General features: G+C 62.5%; 10 protein-coding genes. 9 read left to right on the top strand and 1 reads right to left on the bottom strand.

What is annotated here, in order from left to right; all coding sequences use genetic code 11:
• The first annotated feature begins 162 nt into the window (after positions 1 to 162).
• The 5 genes from mfd (at position 163) to AB1792_03730 (ending at position 8,706) form a co-directional block, all read left to right on the top strand.
• Positions 163 to 3,645 (top strand): transcription-repair coupling factor, encoded by a 3,483-nt coding sequence (mfd, locus tag AB1792_03750; protein ID MEW5701324.1) that lies wholly within the window; start codon positions 163 to 165, stop codon positions 3,643 to 3,645.
• Positions 3,646 to 3,724: 79 nt separating this feature from the next.
• Positions 3,725 to 5,482 (top strand): peptidyl-prolyl cis-trans isomerase, encoded by a 1,758-nt coding sequence (locus tag AB1792_03745; protein MEW5701323.1) that lies wholly within the window; start codon positions 3,725 to 3,727, stop codon positions 5,480 to 5,482.
• Between the two features lie 81 nt (positions 5,483 to 5,563).
• Positions 5,564 to 6,898, top strand: coding sequence for a peptidylprolyl isomerase (locus AB1792_03740; GenBank protein MEW5701322.1), 1,335 nt, complete (start codon positions 5,564 to 5,566; stop codon positions 6,896 to 6,898).
• A 108-nt stretch (positions 6,899 to 7,006) separates the two neighbouring features.
• A complete protein-coding gene (hflX, locus tag AB1792_03735) occupies positions 7,007 to 8,158 on the top strand; it encodes a GTPase HflX (GenBank protein MEW5701321.1) in 1,152 nt (383 codons plus the stop codon).
• Between the two features lie 176 nt (positions 8,159 to 8,334).
• Positions 8,335 to 8,706 carry a response regulator gene (locus AB1792_03730; protein ID MEW5701320.1) on the top strand — a complete coding sequence of 124 codons (372 nt, stop codon included), beginning with the start codon at positions 8,335 to 8,337 and terminating at the stop codon, positions 8,704 to 8,706.
• Positions 8,707 to 8,804: 98 nt separating this feature from the next.
• On the opposite strand, the gene AB1792_03725 is transcribed toward AB1792_03730, so the two are convergent.
• Positions 8,805 to 9,446 (bottom strand): DedA family protein, encoded by a 642-nt coding sequence (locus AB1792_03725; GenBank protein ID MEW5701319.1) that lies wholly within the window; start codon positions 9,444 to 9,446, stop codon positions 8,805 to 8,807.
• 90 nt (positions 9,447 to 9,536) lie between these two features.
• Between AB1792_03725 and AB1792_03720 the strand changes: the two genes are divergently transcribed.
• The 4 genes from AB1792_03720 (at position 9,537) to AB1792_03705 (ending at position 16,036) form a co-directional block, all read left to right on the top strand.
• On the top strand, positions 9,537 to 10,544 hold the full coding sequence (locus tag AB1792_03720) for an isocitrate/isopropylmalate dehydrogenase family protein (GenBank protein ID MEW5701318.1): 1,008 nt from the start codon (positions 9,537 to 9,539) through the stop codon (positions 10,542 to 10,544).
• A 122-nt stretch (positions 10,545 to 10,666) separates the two neighbouring features.
• Positions 10,667 to 11,173: an SET domain-containing protein-lysine N-methyltransferase gene (locus tag AB1792_03715; protein ID MEW5701317.1), complete on the top strand. Its 507-nt coding sequence runs from the start codon at positions 10,667 to 10,669 to the stop codon at positions 11,171 to 11,173.
• 448 nt (positions 11,174 to 11,621) lie between these two features.
• Positions 11,622 to 14,093: a hypothetical protein gene (locus tag AB1792_03710; GenBank protein ID MEW5701316.1), complete on the top strand. Its 2,472-nt coding sequence runs from the start codon at positions 11,622 to 11,624 to the stop codon at positions 14,091 to 14,093.
• An 86-nt stretch (positions 14,094 to 14,179) separates the two neighbouring features.
• Positions 14,180 to 16,036, top strand: coding sequence for an oligopeptide transporter, OPT family (locus tag AB1792_03705; GenBank protein ID MEW5701315.1), 1,857 nt, complete (start codon positions 14,180 to 14,182; stop codon positions 16,034 to 16,036).
• The last annotated feature ends 398 nt before the right edge of the window (positions 16,037 to 16,434 follow it).

The following is a 16,434-nucleotide window of genomic DNA, read 5'->3' as shown; positions in this document are numbered from 1 at the left end:
TTGGGTCAATCACATTCTCGCCGTGTGGGGAAGATGTGGGGGGTTGTTCCCGTTTCCCGCCGATTGTATAATGGGAACGTCGACCCACCCCCCGAATCGGGGGCGTGGGATTTCGGCGTTTGGTGCAAGGGGCTGAAGCCCCTTGTCCTCGAATGACACATTATGGCGCAACGCGAAACCAGAGACACACCGCGCCGATCCGGCAAGCGCAACCCCTTTGACGATCTCTTCGCGGCGGTGGGGCGTCTGCCGGCGTTTGCGCGTGTGCGCGAGCAATGGGAATCGCCCACGCCGGGCGCGCTCGATCTCGGCGGGATGGCCGGGTCGCTGGCGGCCTGTGTGGTGGCGAAGCTGAATCGGCAGTCGCCTCGCCCGACTCTGATCATCACCGCCGAGCCGGAAGGCGCATCCCACTGGCACGATGATCTCATCCACTTGCTCGGCGAATCGGCGGTGACCCGCTTTCATGCCTGGGAAATCCTCCCCTATGAATTCCGTTCCCCTGGGCCGGAGGCGACAGGACGTCGGCTGGAAACTCTCTGGCGTTGTCTCGGACCCGACCCCCCAATCGTCGTCACCCATCTGCGTGCCGCGCTGGAGCCGACCATCCCGCCCGATGAGTTGAAGTCGCGTCTCGTGACACTGGAGGTGAACCGGGAGTATGTCCTCGAAGATCTCTTGGCCCAGCTTGTCGATCTCGGCTACCGGCGCGCGCCACTAGTCGAGGAAGTCGGGACTTTTTCTTGCCGTGGTGGCATCGTTGATTCTTTCACTTTCACCGAGTCGGAACCGCTCCGCGTCGAATTTCTCGGCGACGCCGTCGAATCGATCCGCACGTTCTCTGTTGCGACCCAACGCACGACCGCCCGTCGCGAGCAGTGCGTGATCCTGCCGAGCCGTGAGGCACGTGCAACTGGACCTGTCTATGAGTCGGGCTGGTCATCGTCCGGTCTGGAAGATGCCTGGCGGGAACGACTGGAATCCGATCCCGAACGTCCCGGGCTGGAGTGGCTGGCCGGGATCATCGGTCAAGGGCGCGCCCGCGTCTTCGACTACCTGCCCGCAGACGCGGTTCTTTGGCTGGATGATCCGGAACGTCTGCGGGCCGCCAATGACCGCTTGCAAGAGGAAGCGGCGCGCTTCCATGAACGACTGTCGCACCATCTGGCCGATCCGCCGTTGCCCGAGGTCATCTATGGTGTTGACACAATGCAGACAGCGAAAGCGCGATATCGCACCCAGATCCAGGTTCACGATCTGTACGTCGGCGGAGTCGGCACGGAGCCGCCCATCTCCTTCAACAGTACCGCGCCGCCGCCGATGGCGGCGAGTGTCAAACGACTGACCGAGGAGTTGACCGCATTCGCGGCGCGAGACATTGAAGTAGTCATCGCCTGCGACAACGAGGGGCAAAGGCAGCGTCTGGCCGATCTCCTGGCGGAGCTGCACACCAATGCCGAGTTCGTTTGTCCCGCCCTGCACAGCGGCTTTGTCCTACCCGATGCCCAATTCGCCCTTCTCACCGAGCATGAGATCTTCCACCGTCATCGCGCCAGGTTCCGTCGCCGCCGGTTCCAGGAGGGACTGGCTCTCTCCAGTTACACGCAGCTCAAGCGGGGCGACTTTGTCGTCCATATCGATCATGGGATCGGCCGTTTCCGTGGCCTGGAGTCGATCACGGTCGAGGGGCAGCGACGCGACTGCCTGATGCTGCTGTATCAGGACGACGACAAGCTCTTTGTTCCCATCGAGGAATTCGACCGCGTCCAGAAGTACTCCGGTCAGGAGGGAAGACCGACCCTGGCGAAGCTCGGCGGAACCGCCTGGGAACGGACCAAGGCGCGCACCAAGCAGGCGCTGTTGTCGATGGCCGGGGAATTGATCACCTTGTACGCGGCCCGCAAGTCGCAACCGGGGCACGCCTTCTCCGAGGACAACGAGTGGATGGTCCAAATGGAGGGCGCGTTCATCTATGAGGAAACTCCCGACCAGACCAACGCGATCGCGGCGGTGAAGAAGGACATGTGCGATGCGGCGCCGATGGACCGGTTGATTTGCGGCGACGTCGGCTATGGCAAGACCGAAGTGGCGATCCGCGCCGCCTTCCGGGCCGTGTGCGATCACAGGCAGGTCGCCGTGCTGGTGCCGACGACGATTCTGGCGCAGCAGCACCTGGCGACATTCCGCGAGCGGCTGTCCGAGTTCCCGGTACGGATCGAGACGCTGTCGCGCTTCCGGACCGTCAAAGAGCAGAAACGCATTGTCGGCGAGCTGACGACCGGGAAGCTCGACATTGTCATCGGGACGCATCGTCTCCTGCAGAAGGACATCGCCTTCACCGATCTGGGACTTCTCATTGTCGATGAGGAACAGCGCTTCGGCGTGGCGGACAAGGAGAAACTGCGGAAGCTCCGGCAATCGGTCGACACGCTGGCGCTGTCGGCGACGCCGATTCCGCGCACGCTGTCGATGTCGCTTCTGGGCGCGCGCGACCTCTCGATGATCAACACCTCCCCGCGCGACCGGCTCCCGGTGCAGACGGAGATCCGGGCCTTTGGCCCCGAGGTCGTCTCCGAGGCGATTCTGCGCGAGCTCGACCGCGGTGGCCAAGTCTACTTCGTGCACAACCGCGTGCAGACGATCGACTCCATGGCGGCGTGGCTCTCACGTCTTTTGCCCACGGTCAAAATCGCCGTGGCGCACGGTCAGATGCCCGAACGCGACTTGGAAGCGGTGATGGTGCGATTCTACCACAACGAGTTTCACGTTTTGCTCTGCACGGCGATCATCGAGTCGGGACTCGATCTCCCCTCGGTCAATACGATCATCATCCACCGCGCCGATCGGTTCGGCCTGGCGCAGTTGTATCAACTGCGCGGACGCGTCGGGCGCTCGGCACGCCAGGCGTACGCCTATCTGCTGGTGCCCCCGCTGAATGCCCTGAACTCGACGGCCAAGGCGCGTCTCCGTGCCATCGAGGAACATACCGCGCTGGGCTCGGGGTTCCACCTGGCCATGCGCGATCTGGAGATTCGCGGCGCCGGCAACCTGTTGGGTCCGCAGCAGCACGGTTTCATCGAGGAGGTCGGCTTCGATCTCTATTGCCGCCTGTTGAATGAGGCCGTGGCCGAGGCCCGCGGCGTACCGCCGACAACAGTCGCGCCGGTACAGATCGAAGTGGACGGGGATCGATTCATCCCCGATGACTACATTACGGACAACCAGCAGCGCTTTGAGATGTACAAGCGGTTGGCCGAGTTGGCGGGCGTGGACGGAGTCGACGATTTGGCGTTGGAATTGACCGATCGCTTCGGCTCTCCGCCGGTGGAGGTTCGACGGCTCCTCGATCTGGCCCGAGCGCGCATCTGGGCCCGGCAGGCGCAGGTCGCCCGTGCCTTGGCCCGCAAGGGAATCTGGACAGTCTATATGTCTCCGGAGGCAGCCATCGATCGCCGTCGCATTGAGACGTGGCGCCGTCTGCTGGGGGAGCGGGTGTCCTTCACTTCGGGGCCGCCGGTCGCGGTCACGGTGCGCACAGCCGTCGGCCAATCGGCCGACCTGACTGGCCTTCTGCATATTCTGGAAGCGCTGGCGACGGGGCGGCCGGTTCCGGACAATCCTCCCGGCGTCGCGCTCGGACTTTGACTTTGTGCTCATGATGAGTAGATTTGACGTTTGTGATGGGTATGCCGACTTCTAACGGGGGAAACTGACAGGAGTTCTCATGAAGAAATGGGATACGGGCGTTTCTGTGACACAATGGTCGGCCGTGCTGCTGGTTGCCGGTCTCCTGGGTACGGGAGCCGTAGGGTGCGGCAAGAGTCAGGATTCCGAGGAGGCGGTCGCTGCCGAAGTCGGCGGGCGACCGATCAAGTTGCGGCGGATCACCGACTATCTCACCGCCCTGCATGTCAACTACCCGACGCCGGCCGCCGAGTTGAAGGCCCGGCGCCAGTACTTGAACCGCCTGATCGAAGACGAACTCCTGGTCATCGCCGGGTATGCCCGCGGGATCGATGCCGACATCGGCATCGTCGAGGCGGTCGATGCCGAGAAGGACAAATTCCTGATGGACGAGCTGTACCGCGCAGAAGTCCTCAACAAGGTGACGGTCTCGGAGGAGGAGATCAGGGACTCCTACGCGCACTGGTTTGACCGGGCCCGTTTTCGACACATCCTGGTGGCCGACAGCGTCAAAGCGGACTCTTTGCTGACGGCCATCAAGGCGGGCGCGGATTTTGGCGATATGGCGGAGAAACACTCTCTGGATGCCGGCACCCGCTTTCGCAATGGCGACTTCGGACGTGAGGTCAGTTGGACGGAATTGACGGAGCCGCTCCGCGGGGCCGTGTTTTCCCTGAACGCCGGTGAACTCGGCGGGCCGATCAAGACGCAACTCGGCTGGCATGTTCTGCAATTGGACTCCAAGCGCAAGCTGGATGTGCGCGACTATGAAACGGTTCGGCCGACTATCGAATCGATACTCAGCCGGAGGAAGCAACAGGAACGCCGTTTGGCCCACTTGGAAGACATGCAGAAGCGGGCGAATCTGCGGTATGACACGGAGACGCTGGCGCTCTGGCGCGTCAAGCTCCAGGCGATTGCCGACACGGCGGGGCTTCCACAGGGCCAGTTCCCCGCTGTGCTGCCCGAACAGCTCACGGACGCCGAGAAGGATCGCGTAATGTACCGTTTCGGAAACGACGAGAGCGTCACACTGGGGAGATACTGTGAGGCGCTGGCGGCACGATCGGCGTATGAGCGCCCCGATCCCGCTGACACCGTTCAGCTTCAACAGTTCGCTTTCCTGGTGTCGCTCTATGGTATCCTCCGGGAGGAAGCGTTGCGACTGGACCTGGAGGAATCGCCGATCTATAAAGAGCGCGTGCAGTCCTACCTCGAGAACATGATGGCCGATCGGATGCGCAACACCTGGCTGGCGCGCGGCATCAGCGTATCGGACGACGAGGTTCGGGCGTTCTACGACGCCCACCCGGACTCCTTCATCGCGCCGACGGCGTACCACATACGGGAAGTCATGGTGTTCGACCGGAACCAGGCGTTGCAGCTGCTCCAACGAGCGGAGGCGGGGACTTCGGTCGAGACGCTGGCGCGCCAGTACACGCAGCGCTCTGGCATGAAGAGCAAGGGCGGCGATTTGGGCTGGGTCACGCCCGACACCTACCCCGACTTCTATGGAGCCGCCTCGAAACTGCAGCCCGGTCAAGTCGCCGGACCTTTGGCGGGTGTGGATCAGTATTCGATCATCCAATTGATCGAGACTCGCCCATCGAGCCAACAGACTTTCGAGGAAGTCGGCAACAAGCTCTTCGAGCGTCTCCAGTCGGCACGTCGTGATTCCGTTCTTGCTGCGTTTATCGACTCGATGCGCACCGCCCACCCGGTGATCGTATATGAAGATGCGCTGCTGACAGGGTTGGCCGACATCCACGGACAGGTCGACAGTGTCGGCGCCCGATGACATTCCCATGTTCGCGCCAAGGGTCGCCGACGTCCGGCAGGGAACGTTGAAGCTCATTTGTATTCCCGGGAGGCTCAAGTCATGAGGGGCTATGGCATCAGGCGCTTCGCGGGCGTTGCTCTCGTATCAGCGGTGGTCGTGATCGCCCCGCCGCTCGCCGCCGAGGTGTTGGAGGAACCGATCGCCGTCGTCGGCGACCGGGTCATTCTGCGCTCGGAGTGGGAGACACAACTGGCGCTCTATGCCATGCAGAACAAGCTGGACGCCGACAGCCCCGCTGTTCGAGATACGGTCGGACGAGCCCTCTTGGAACAGATGGTCAACGACCAGTTGATTCTGATTCAGGCGGAACGCGATACCACGCTGCGGCTCAAAGACCAGGAGATCGATGCGGCCCTGGAGGACAGATTGCAGGAGTTGCGTCGTCGGTTCGGGTCCGATGATGAATATCGCGCCCAGCTCGTCAAAGAAGGTCTTTCGGAGCGAGACTTGCGCGTGCGGTACCGCCAGGATGTACAGAACCAACTGCTGAAGCAGGAGTTGATCCAGCGCAAGCTGGCGGAGGTCGCCGTCACGAATGGCGAGGTTCGCGAGTTCTACAACCGCTATCAGGACTCGCTGCCGGTACAGCCGGAGGCGATCAAGCTGGCTCACATTCTCATGCCCGTGGAGGTGAGCTCGTCGACGGTGGATTCCGCGCGGACCCGGTTGACGGTTATTCTCCAACAGGTTCGTGAAGGACTGGATTTCGCCGAGGCCGCGCGCCGTTATTCGACCGATCCTTCCGCGTCCGCGGGCGGCGACATCGGTTGGTTCGGGCGTGGCGATATGGTTGGTGCTTTCGAGGAGGCCGCCTTCGCGCTGGCTCCCGGACAGATCTCCGGGATCGTCCGCAGCCCGATGGGGTGGCATCTGATTCAGTGCCTTGATCGCGATGGAAATCGCGTGCACGCGCGGCACATCATTCTCTCGCTGGTGCCCACTCTGGCGGATTCCTCCGCCGTCAAAGACCGCGCCGATTCGGTGGCCAACGCGGTGCGCGGGGGCGCGGACTTCTGCGCGCTGGCGCAGGAGTACTCGCGCGATGAGGAATCGCGGAAGAACTGCGGCGAGTTGGGATGGTACCCGGTCGGAGAGATGTTTCCCGAGTTTCGCGCCGCACTGCGGGACGCGAAATCCGGCGACATTGTCGGTCCCGTCAGCACGCCGTACGGTTGGCACGTTCTCCGCGTCCTCGATCGCCGGGCCGAGCACCGTTTCGACATGGCACAGGACTGGGACGCGATCAAGCAGATGGCGCGTCAGGACAAGACCAACCGCGTCGTCTCCGATTGGATCGCCGAGATCAGGCAACAGACGTACGTGGACATCCGACCGATCACCGGCACCGTCTCCATGGGTCCCGAGACACGCTGAGGCGCCGAGCTTGCCCTTGCGCCCGGCGACGCGCCCAGTCCCGGCCGCCAGACAACGGCCGCGACATCTGCGCGCGTCTTCCGCGCATGACCCAGTGCCGCGACATCCGTGATTGTTGAGCGCGCCATCCTGGTCGGTTTTTCGCCGCGCCGCGTGTCCCGCGAAGCGCAGGAGAGGTCATTGGATGAACTCGCCCAGCTTGTCTCATCGGCGGGAGGAGTGGTCGCAGCACGCATCGCGCAACAGGGCCGGGCCAATCCCGCGTACCTCGTCGGCAGCGGGAAACTCACTGAGATCGAGTCACTGCAAGAGACCAGCCGCGCCGATCTGGTCGTCTTCGATGATGAGCTGTCACCGGCGCAGATTCGCAACCTGGAGCAACGTCTGGCATGCCGCGTGATCGACCGGTCCATGCTGATTCTCGCCATCTTCGCGCGCCACGCGCAGACCAAGGAATCCCGGACTCAGGTCGAACTGGCCCAGTATCAGTATCTCTACCCACGATTGACCGGGCAATGGACACACCTGTCCAAGCAATGGGGTGGGATTGGCACACGGGGACCCGGCGAAACTCAGTTGGAGACGGACAGGCGGCTGGTGGCCCGGCGCATTCAGAAGTTGAAGCGTGAGTTGACAGCCATTGATGCGGAACGCCACGTGCAGCGGCGCGGTCGGCGGGGTCTCTTCAAGGTCGTTCTGGTCGGTTACACGAACGCTGGCAAATCCACGCTCTTCAACCGACTGACCCGGTCCCGGGTCTGGGCCGCGGATCGTCTCTTCTGTACGCTGGATGCCACGACGCGGATTCTGGCCCATGGCGGGGAGCGTCGAATCCTGCTGACCGATACGATTGGCTTCATCCGCAAGCTGCCGGCGCCGTTGTTCGCGGCCTTCCGTGCCACGCTCAGCGAGGTCTCCGCCGCCGATCTGATCGTCGTCGTCATCGATTATGCCGATCCCGGCCACGTCGAGGCGCTCAAGGAAGTGGAGCGTTCCCTGGTGGAAATCGACGCTGAACGAGTCCCTCGACTATATGCTCTCAATAAGATCGATTTGCTCAATGGCGTTGTGACCACGCCATTCGCTCCCCAGCAGCCGGCTCCAGACGTGGCTGCCGTTTCAGCCCAGACCGGGACCGGAATCGATCGACTTGTCGCCGCCATCGTTGGGATGGCCGCAGTGGCCCCGACCACGGCCCCGCGCCGTCGCGCCCGGACCGCCCGATCCCGAACCCGCTGGGAGGCGGGCGGCGACAGGTGAGCGTGGAGTATGGGCACGCTCCCACACTCCGGCAGGCCAGACAGCGTGCCGGCGATCGCCATTCAGATTCCGTACGCGGCGGACGACAATCTTAGTAGGGCGGCATGCCGCGGGCAATTCGGCCCGGGATCAGCGACATCAACGATGCCGCTTTGGCCCTGCGGAACCGGAGACGTATGGCCATCGAACAACGTAAGATCCTCGTGGTCGAAGACAATCCCAATATGTCGAGCCTCTTGGCCGACATGCTCGAAGTGTTCGCCGTCGAGAGCGTCCGCGCCTCCGACGGAGAGGATGCCCTGCGAAAGCTGTCGGACGAGAACATCGGACTGGTCATCAGCGACATGCGCATGCCCAAGATGTCCGGGACCGAGTTGCTGGCAGCCATCAAGGACAAGGACCCGCGACTCCCGGTCGTCCTGATCAGCGGCTACTCATTGGGGGAATCTGACGATCGCGAGACGGCAGGTCGCGCCGACGGTTTCCTCATGAAACCGTTCCGCATGAACGACATCAAGGATATTCTCGAACGATTGTACGTGCGGTAATACCTTACTCAGGTAACGCGTCGTGTCCAGGAAGAGGGCGAGGAGACCTCACCTCTGCAGAAATCCGTGTTGCAAGGGGCGGGATTTCCCCGCCCTTGTCAACGTCCCTGCCGTCGATGCCGAATGAACTCGATCATCATCGGAATGACCGAGATCAAGATGATCGCCAGGACGGCCAGAGAGAAATGTCGACGCACGGCAGGGATGTTGCCAAACAGATATCCCGCATAAACGAAAAAGGTCACCCAGATGATCCCGGCGAAGACACTGTAGCTGATGAAGCGGCCGTACCCCATGCGGCCGATCCCGGCGACGAACGGGGCAAAGGTCCGTACGATCGGGACAAACCGGGCGATGATGATCGTCCGGCCGCCGTACCGGTCGTAGAACCGGTGCGTTCGTTCGAGGTACTCCTTCTTCAGAAACCGAACGTTCTCGCGGTGGAATACCTTTGGTCCCACGAAGTGCCCGATCCAATAGTTGACCGTGTCGCCGAGATTGGCCGCGACGCACAGCAGGATGGTCAGCCGTAACGGATCAAGCGATCCCAAGGCGGCCAGGGTCCCGGCGGCGAACAACAATGAATCTCCGGGCAGGAACGGCGTGACAACCAGACCCGTCTCGGCGAAAATCACCAGGAACAGAATGGCGTAGCTCCAGGTTCCGTAGGCGCGGATGATCTCGTCCAGGTGCCGGTCGAGGTGAAGAAAAAGGTCGAGAATCGAGGACAGAAATTCCATATGTTCGGACCGCCGGACCGCCACGCGGTCGTGGCGGAGGCGGGAAGGTAGCCCGGTCGCCACGGTTTGTCAAAGTCAGAAGGAGCACGAATGCCCACCAAGGTCACATTGATTCCCGGCGATGGCATCGGACCCGAAATCACGCAGGCCGTGACACGGATCATTGACGCCGCCGGGGCCGATATTACCTGGGAGGTCCACGAAGCAGGACTGAAGGCATTCCCCGATCATGGCAAGCCGGTTCCCGACACCCTCTTGGAATCGATCCGCCAGAACAAGATCGCGCTCAAGGGCCCTCTGACGACATTCGTCGGCAAGGGCTTCGCCTCCGCGAACATCACCTTGCGCAAAGAACTGGACCTGTATGCCAACCTCCGTCCCGTCCGCAGTCTTCGGGGGATTGCCTCACGCTATGAAGGCGTTGACCTCATCATTGTCCGTGAGAATACCGAGGACCTCTATTCCGGGATCGAGCATGTCGTGACCCCCGGCGTCACCCAATCGATCAAGGTCATCACCCAGGTGGCCTCCGAGCGAATCGCCCACTTCGCCTTTCAGTATGCCCGACACCGCGGCCGCAAGAAGGTCACGGTGGTCCACAAGGCCAACATCATGAAGGTCTCCGACGGCCTCTTTCTCGACTCCGCTCGCAAAGTGGCGCGCGAGTACCCGGAGATCGCCTTCGAGGATCAGATCGTCGACGCGCTCTGCATGAAGCTGGTGATGGATCCGTCGCGGTTCGATGTTCTCCTGCTGTCGAATCTCTACGGTGACATCGTTTCCGACCTCGCCGCCGGTCTGGTGGGCGGACTGGGCGTCGTACCCGGTGGCAACTTCGGCTTCGACTGCGCGGTCTTCGAGGCCGTTCATGGCTCGGCCCCGGACATCGCCGGGAAGGGGATCGCCAATCCGCTGGCGCTGCTGTTCTCCGGCGTACTCATGCTGCGTCGTCTCGAACGCGATGACATCGCCGACCGCATCATGGCCGCGGCGTATGCCGTGCTCGAACAGGGACGCATCCGCACCCCCGACTTGGGCGGCAAGGCGACGACCGAGGAGTTCGCCGATGCGGTGATCGCTGCGATGGCGGAGAGTTGATGATCCCGCTTGCGCCACGTTGGCAACCGGGGAATCGCTTGCATTTCCGACAGATTTTGTTATATTAAGGGCATCGGCAGGGGGGCGGGATCAATCGCGACGCATCATCTGTGTCTGTTTCCATGTCCAGACGTTACCGTCCGCTTTTGTCCGTTCGCAACTCCCGCATCCAGGGACGCGGCGTCTTCGCCCTGCGGCGCATCCGCAAGGGGCAACGGGTCATCGAGTATCTGGGGGAACGGATTTCCCATGATGAGGCGGAGGAACGGTACGACGAATACACCCACGATTTCGCGCACACATTCCTCTTTACCGTGGATGAGAAGACCGTGATCGACGGGGCGCGGCGGGGGAATGCGGCGCGCTTCATCAACCACTCCTGCGACCCGAACTGCGAATCACTGAACGACGACGGCCACATCGTCATTGAGGCGATCAAGAATATTCAGCCCGGCGTCGAGCTGACATACGACTATCATCTCGACTGCGAGGGCCCCTATGGGCGTGCCTGGCGCAAGCGCTACGCCTGCCTCTGCGGTTCACGCATCTGTCGCGGCACACTCCTACGTCCCCCCAAGCGCCGCAATGGGCACAACGGGAACGGCCGCAGCGGCAACGGGAAACGGTAGCACAATTCCTCCCAATGTCATGGTCTGTGCGGGTCAGCCCTCGGGCTGACCTCGGACCCGAAGGGTCCGTTCAAACACGACAACACAGAGTGACATCGACCGCTGCCGCGGTCGAACGTCAGCCCAAGGGCTGACCGGCACGACACGGCAGATGACTTCTCCTTTTGTCTACCCCGAGCGGAGTCGAGGGAGAGGTCGTCCGCCGCAGGCGGACGGGTGCGGGGATCTTTGTTCTATGCCCTCAGGCCCGAAGCGTCTTATGCGACCATAGTCGTAGACTCTGGCATGGGTGCCGGTCAGCCCTTGGGCTGACGTTCGCGGCGCCGCCGCGACCCGACTCGCGACAATCCCACTCCTACGGACCCTTCGGGTCCACGGTCAGCCCAAGGGCTGACCCGCACTACGAATTCACGTTTTCCCGTGGGCGCCAATTGCCTAACTTCTCCCCATGCCCAAGGACCATCCACCGACCAGGAAGGGGCAATCCCCCAAACCGAAGACCCACAAACCAGAACGCCCGCGTTCCGTCGGCCCCTCGTTCCGTGAACGGATCGCCGCCCGGCCGGTGCGCTGGGCCATTCTTGCCTATGCGCTTCTGACCGTGATCTTCTTCGCCGGGCCGATCTTCTCGCCGGGGAAGATGGTCTTTGGCTCTGACACGATGTCGGCGGGGGTCTTCTTCCGGTCGCTCTCGGCGGAGTTCTGGCGCAGCCACTTCCGTCTGCCGATGTGGGATCCGTATATCCACGCCGGGCTGCCGTTTGTCGATGCCATGCACGGCGACATCTTCTATCCGGCCTCAATCCTGCAGATCATCCTGCCGGTCACCTACGCGTTGGGACTGAAACTGATTCTGCACGTCTTTCTGGCCGGCGTCTTCATGTTCCTGTTCCTGCGCGTGCTCGGTCGCAGCGATGTCGGCGCGTTCGTAGGCGGCCTGCTCTACATGTGGACACCGTGCCTGGTCTCGCTCGTCTACCCGGGGCACGACGGCAAGATGTATGTCACCGCGCTTCTCCCGCTGGCGTTTCTCATGGTCCATCGGGCCGTGGTCACCCGACGCTTGCCGTGGTTCTTCGGTTTCGGACTGGTGTATGCCCTGATGATCCTGACGGCGCACGTGCAGATGGCGTATTACGCTTCCTGGGGGCTGGGACTCTATTTCCTCTTCCTGCTGTGGGATCAATACCGCTTCCAACTGCGCAAGATCGCGCTGCCGATTGTGTTCTTCGTCCTCGCGGTTCTCCTCGCCGGCGGGGCCTCGGCGGTGCAGTGGATGGCGCCGTATCAGTACCTCGCCAAATACTCGCAACGCATCCAGCACACCGAGGGACGGGGGTATGAATGGTCGAGCTCCTGGGCCATGCATTCTGAGGAACTGCTTTCCGAAGTGAACCCGGAATTCCCCGGAGCCAACCTCTCATCGGGGCCGTCGACCTATTGGGGCCAGAACTTCTTCAAGCTCAATTCCGAGGCAGTCGGCGTGATGGCCGTGGCTTTGGCCGTCGTGGCGTTTGTCGCGGCTCGGGCACCGTCCATCTGGTTCTTCGCCGGGCTGTCGCTTCTGGCTCTGCTTCATGCCCTCGGCGATTCGACGCCGGTCTTTCGCCTGTTCTTCGAGTTCGTGCCGATGGTGAAGAAGTTCCGGGCACCATCGATGAGCAGCTTTCTGTTCGCATTCTCGTGGGTGGTCATGGCCTCGCGGTCGCTCGATCTGTTGCTGGAGCCACGCCGAAGCGGCGGTGTATCGGTCCGTCGCAGCCGGGACCCCCATCGCGTTCTCTTGGTCATTGCCATGGTCTACTCCGGCATTGCCCTAATCGGCTTGGTCACCGGGCCGTCGCTGCTGACCGGTTGGGCTTCCGCATTCGGCGAACCGCTCACCGGCGAGAAGGCCCAGGCGGCGGCGGCCAATGCCAACAGCATGCGGATCGGATTTCTCATCGGTGCGATCCTGCTCTGGGCCCTGGTCGGACTGTTTCGTCTTCACAAGCGGGGTGGTCTTTCACAGACGGGTGCTCTGGGTGGACTGATGGCTCTGGCGGTGCTCCCATTGTGGCAGTTTGATGCCCGTTTCGTGACGACGATCGATCCGAAGCGTTCCTATGGCGACCGTCCGATCCTGAACCTGATCCGACAGAATGCCCCGGCACCGCCCGAGCGCTACCGCGTGCTCAATCTGCCCCGGACACTGGATGACAACTACCTGGCTCTGCATGGTATTGAAGAACTGTCACCGAGCGCGATGCACGGGAACCACCTGTTGACGCATGACAACTTCGTCGGCCGTCACGACCCGACGCCCGCGCTGGTGACGAACGCGGCCACGCTCAATCTGCTCAACGCCGTCTTCATTGTGGCGCCCCAGCCGGTGAGCCGGAGCGGGTTCACGTTCGTGGCGCAGAGTCAGGGCCTCTATCTGCATCGTAATCAGGATGCGCTGCCGCGCGCGGCCGTCTTCTATCAGTATGAAGTGAACACAGACTCCAATGCGACGCTGGCGCGTATCCGCAGCGACGACTTCCCGTATCGGAGCCGACTGATTCTCGACCAGGCACTGCCCGGTTTGCCGCCCACCGATACATTGGCCCCCCCGGTTCTCTTCACGCCGGCACGCATGGTCGCCTGGGACACCGACAACTTCGAGGTCGAGTGCAGCGCGGAACGCGACGGCATTCTCTGGCTGTCGGAGAACTACTACCCGGCATGGACCGCCACCGATGAGACGGGGCGATCATTGCCGATCTATCGCGCCGACTACACCTTCCGCGCCGTGCCGGTGACGGCCGGAACACACAGGATCAAGTTCGATTTCCATTCCTCTGTCTTTGCCAATTCCGTTTGGTTATCACTCGCCTGCCTGGCGATCTTGATCGCCGGCTGCGGTTGGGCGGCGTGGGTCCATCGCCGTCCGGCATGAACCGGGATTCCATCACAGCGATGCCTAAGCCTTCCCAGTCCCCGTCTCCGGCCGATTTTCGGCCATTTGTCCCCGCGCAGACTTCGATGCCGGAGTTCACGCTCCGGGCAGCGGTCGCCGGTGTCATCTTCGGTCTACTCCTGGGTGTGGCCAACACCTACCTCGGATTGAAGGCCGGACTCACCGTGGCCACGTCGATTCCGATCTCGGTCATGACGATCGCCACCTTCCGCGCGCTGCGGGTCTTCGGCGTGCGTTCCACCATCCTCGAGCACAACATCTCACAGTCGATCGGCTCGGCCTCGTCGTGTGTGGCCTCGGGCGTGATCTTCACCATCCCGGCGCTCTTCCTCTGGGGGGCCGATCCCAAGCTGCTGTCGATTGCGCTCCTGGCGCTGACCGGCGGCGTACTCGGGACGGTCATGATGATCCCGCTGCGGCGATTCCTGATCGTGCGCGAGCACGGGAGTCTGCCTTACCCAGAGGGAACGGCCTGCGCGCGCGTGTTGGTGACGGCGGAGGGAACAGGATCGCAGGCCAAGCCGCTCTTCCTTGGGATGGCTCTGGGAGCGGTCTACAAGTTCTGCGTCGGCTTCCTGCATCTGTGGAAAGAGGCGCCGCGTACCGGAATCATCGGTCTGCCCAAAGCCCAGATCGGGCTGGAGGCCACGCCGGCGCTGCTCGGTGTCGGTTTCATTCTCGGTCCGCGGATCGCCGCGGTGATGGTCGCCGGCGGCGCCATCTCCTGGGTGATCCTGATTCCGATCATCAACTGGATCGGGATGGGGCGGACGACGCCGCTCTTCCCGGAGACGACCAAGCTGATTGTCGACATGAGCGCCGTAGAGATCTGGTCGCGCTACATCCGATATCTTGGCGCCGGGGCGGTGGCGGCGGCGGGGATATTCACGATCATCCGGTCGATCCCCACCATGGTCGAGTCATTCCGGCTGGGCATTCGCGGCATCTCGCGGGCTGGTCAGAATGCCACGGCCGCGCTCCTACGGACGGACCGGGACCTCTCCTTCCGCACCGTCGGCCTGATCGTGTTGGCCGTTGTGGCCGCAGTTCTGTTCGTCCCCGGCCTCGTGGGGGGACTCAATTCGCTGCCGGGTCGCATCGTGGTCGCGCTGGCGATCACGGTCTTTGCCTTCTTCTTCGTCACGGTGTCGTCGCGGATTGTCGGCTTGATCGGCGTGTCTTCAAATCCGACCTCGGGGATGACGATTGTCACTCTGCTCGGGACTTCGCTGGTATTCTACCTTCTCGGCTGGACCGATACAGTGGGACGGATCACGGCGCTGTCGGTGGGCACGGTCATCTGCGTGGCCGCTTCCTCGGCCGGAGAGATGTCGCAGGATCTGAAGACTGCCTATCTGATCGGTGCCACGCCCTATAAGCAGCAAATCGGACAACTTATCGGCGTGGCGACTTCGGCGTGGGTGGTCGCCTATGCGGTCTCGGTGCTGCATCACGCGTATGGGTTCGGCACGGAGACGCTGCCGGCGCCGCAGGCAACTCTCATGAAGACGGTGATCGAGAGTGTCCTGGCCGCGCAACTGCCGTGGACATTCGTGCTGATCGGCGTCGGATTCACAGTGGCCGCGGAACTGCTGCGGATCCGTTCGCTGCCCCTGGCCGTGGGGCTCTACCTGCCATTGACGACGATGACTCCCATCTTCGCCGGTGGACTGATCCGATGGATGATCGACCGTCGGCACCAGAGTACGGAGAGCAATCCCGACCGCGAACGCGGCATTCTGACCTCATCGGGTCTGATTGCCGGCGAGGGCCTCATCGGCGTCTCGCTGGCGGGGTACGTCTATCTGGTTGGCAAGCCGGGGGGAATCGGCGATGCGTGGCTCGGAGCTCTTTCCGGCTGGGTGGCGCTGGCGCTGTTCGTCGGCCTCGGCTATGTGCTGTGGCGGCCCGCGTCCAAGTAGCCCATCTCCAATCCATACCACCCATCTCGTGGTGCGAAATCACTCACTGATCGCGCTTAGAACGGCTGAAGGGAATGATGATGCGGTCTCTCACTTGTAGAATCCCTCACTCCGACCCTCTCCCGGAGGGAGAGGGGGAGAGATAACCTCTCCCTCCGGCTTGTCCGCCTCTGGCGGGGAGAGGTCGATCCGTCCGTAGGACGGATCGGGTGAGGGAGCTCTTTCGCTCACGCATGCTATCAGACGGTCTTGGTCAATCCGAGGAGTGCCAATGAACCAAGTGCTCTTGTGCCTGATTCTGGGACTGGCGGCGGGGACGTTCAGCGGCTTGGTGGGGCTTGGCGGCGGTCTGATTCTGATCCCGGCTCTGATGTTCTTCTTTGGTTTGACACAGCATC

The sequence above is a fragment of the Candidatus Zixiibacteriota bacterium genome, assembly GCA_040752595.1.
Taxonomy (GTDB): Bacteria; Zixibacteria; MSB-5A5; order WJJR01; family WJJR01; genus JACQFV01.
Note: the sequence above shows the minus strand (reverse complement) of the source record. Positions and strands in the feature narration are given on the sequence as shown.

What these genes read in the sequence shown, in the direction of transcription:
- mfd (MEW5701324.1), top strand. Translation starts at nt 163, where the DNA reads ATGGCGCAACGCGAAACCAGAGACACACCGCGCCGATCCGGCAAGCGC.
- AB1792_03745 (MEW5701323.1), top strand. Translation starts at nt 3,725, where the DNA reads ATGAAGAAATGGGATACGGGCGTTTCTGTGACACAATGGTCGGCCGTG.
- AB1792_03740 (MEW5701322.1), top strand. Translation starts at nt 5,564, where the DNA reads ATGAGGGGCTATGGCATCAGGCGCTTCGCGGGCGTTGCTCTCGTATCA.
- AB1792_03730 (MEW5701320.1), top strand. Translation starts at nt 8,335, where the DNA reads ATGGCCATCGAACAACGTAAGATCCTCGTGGTCGAAGACAATCCCAAT.
- AB1792_03725 (MEW5701319.1), bottom strand. Translation starts at nt 9,446, where the DNA reads ATGGAATTTCTGTCCTCGATTCTCGACCTTTTTCTTCACCTCGACCGG.
- AB1792_03720 (MEW5701318.1), top strand. Translation starts at nt 9,537, where the DNA reads ATGCCCACCAAGGTCACATTGATTCCCGGCGATGGCATCGGACCCGAA.
- AB1792_03715 (MEW5701317.1), top strand. Translation starts at nt 10,667, where the DNA reads ATGTCCAGACGTTACCGTCCGCTTTTGTCCGTTCGCAACTCCCGCATC.
- AB1792_03710 (MEW5701316.1), top strand. Translation starts at nt 11,622, where the DNA reads ATGCCCAAGGACCATCCACCGACCAGGAAGGGGCAATCCCCCAAACCG.
- AB1792_03705 (MEW5701315.1), top strand. Translation starts at nt 14,180, where the DNA reads ATGCCGGAGTTCACGCTCCGGGCAGCGGTCGCCGGTGTCATCTTCGGT.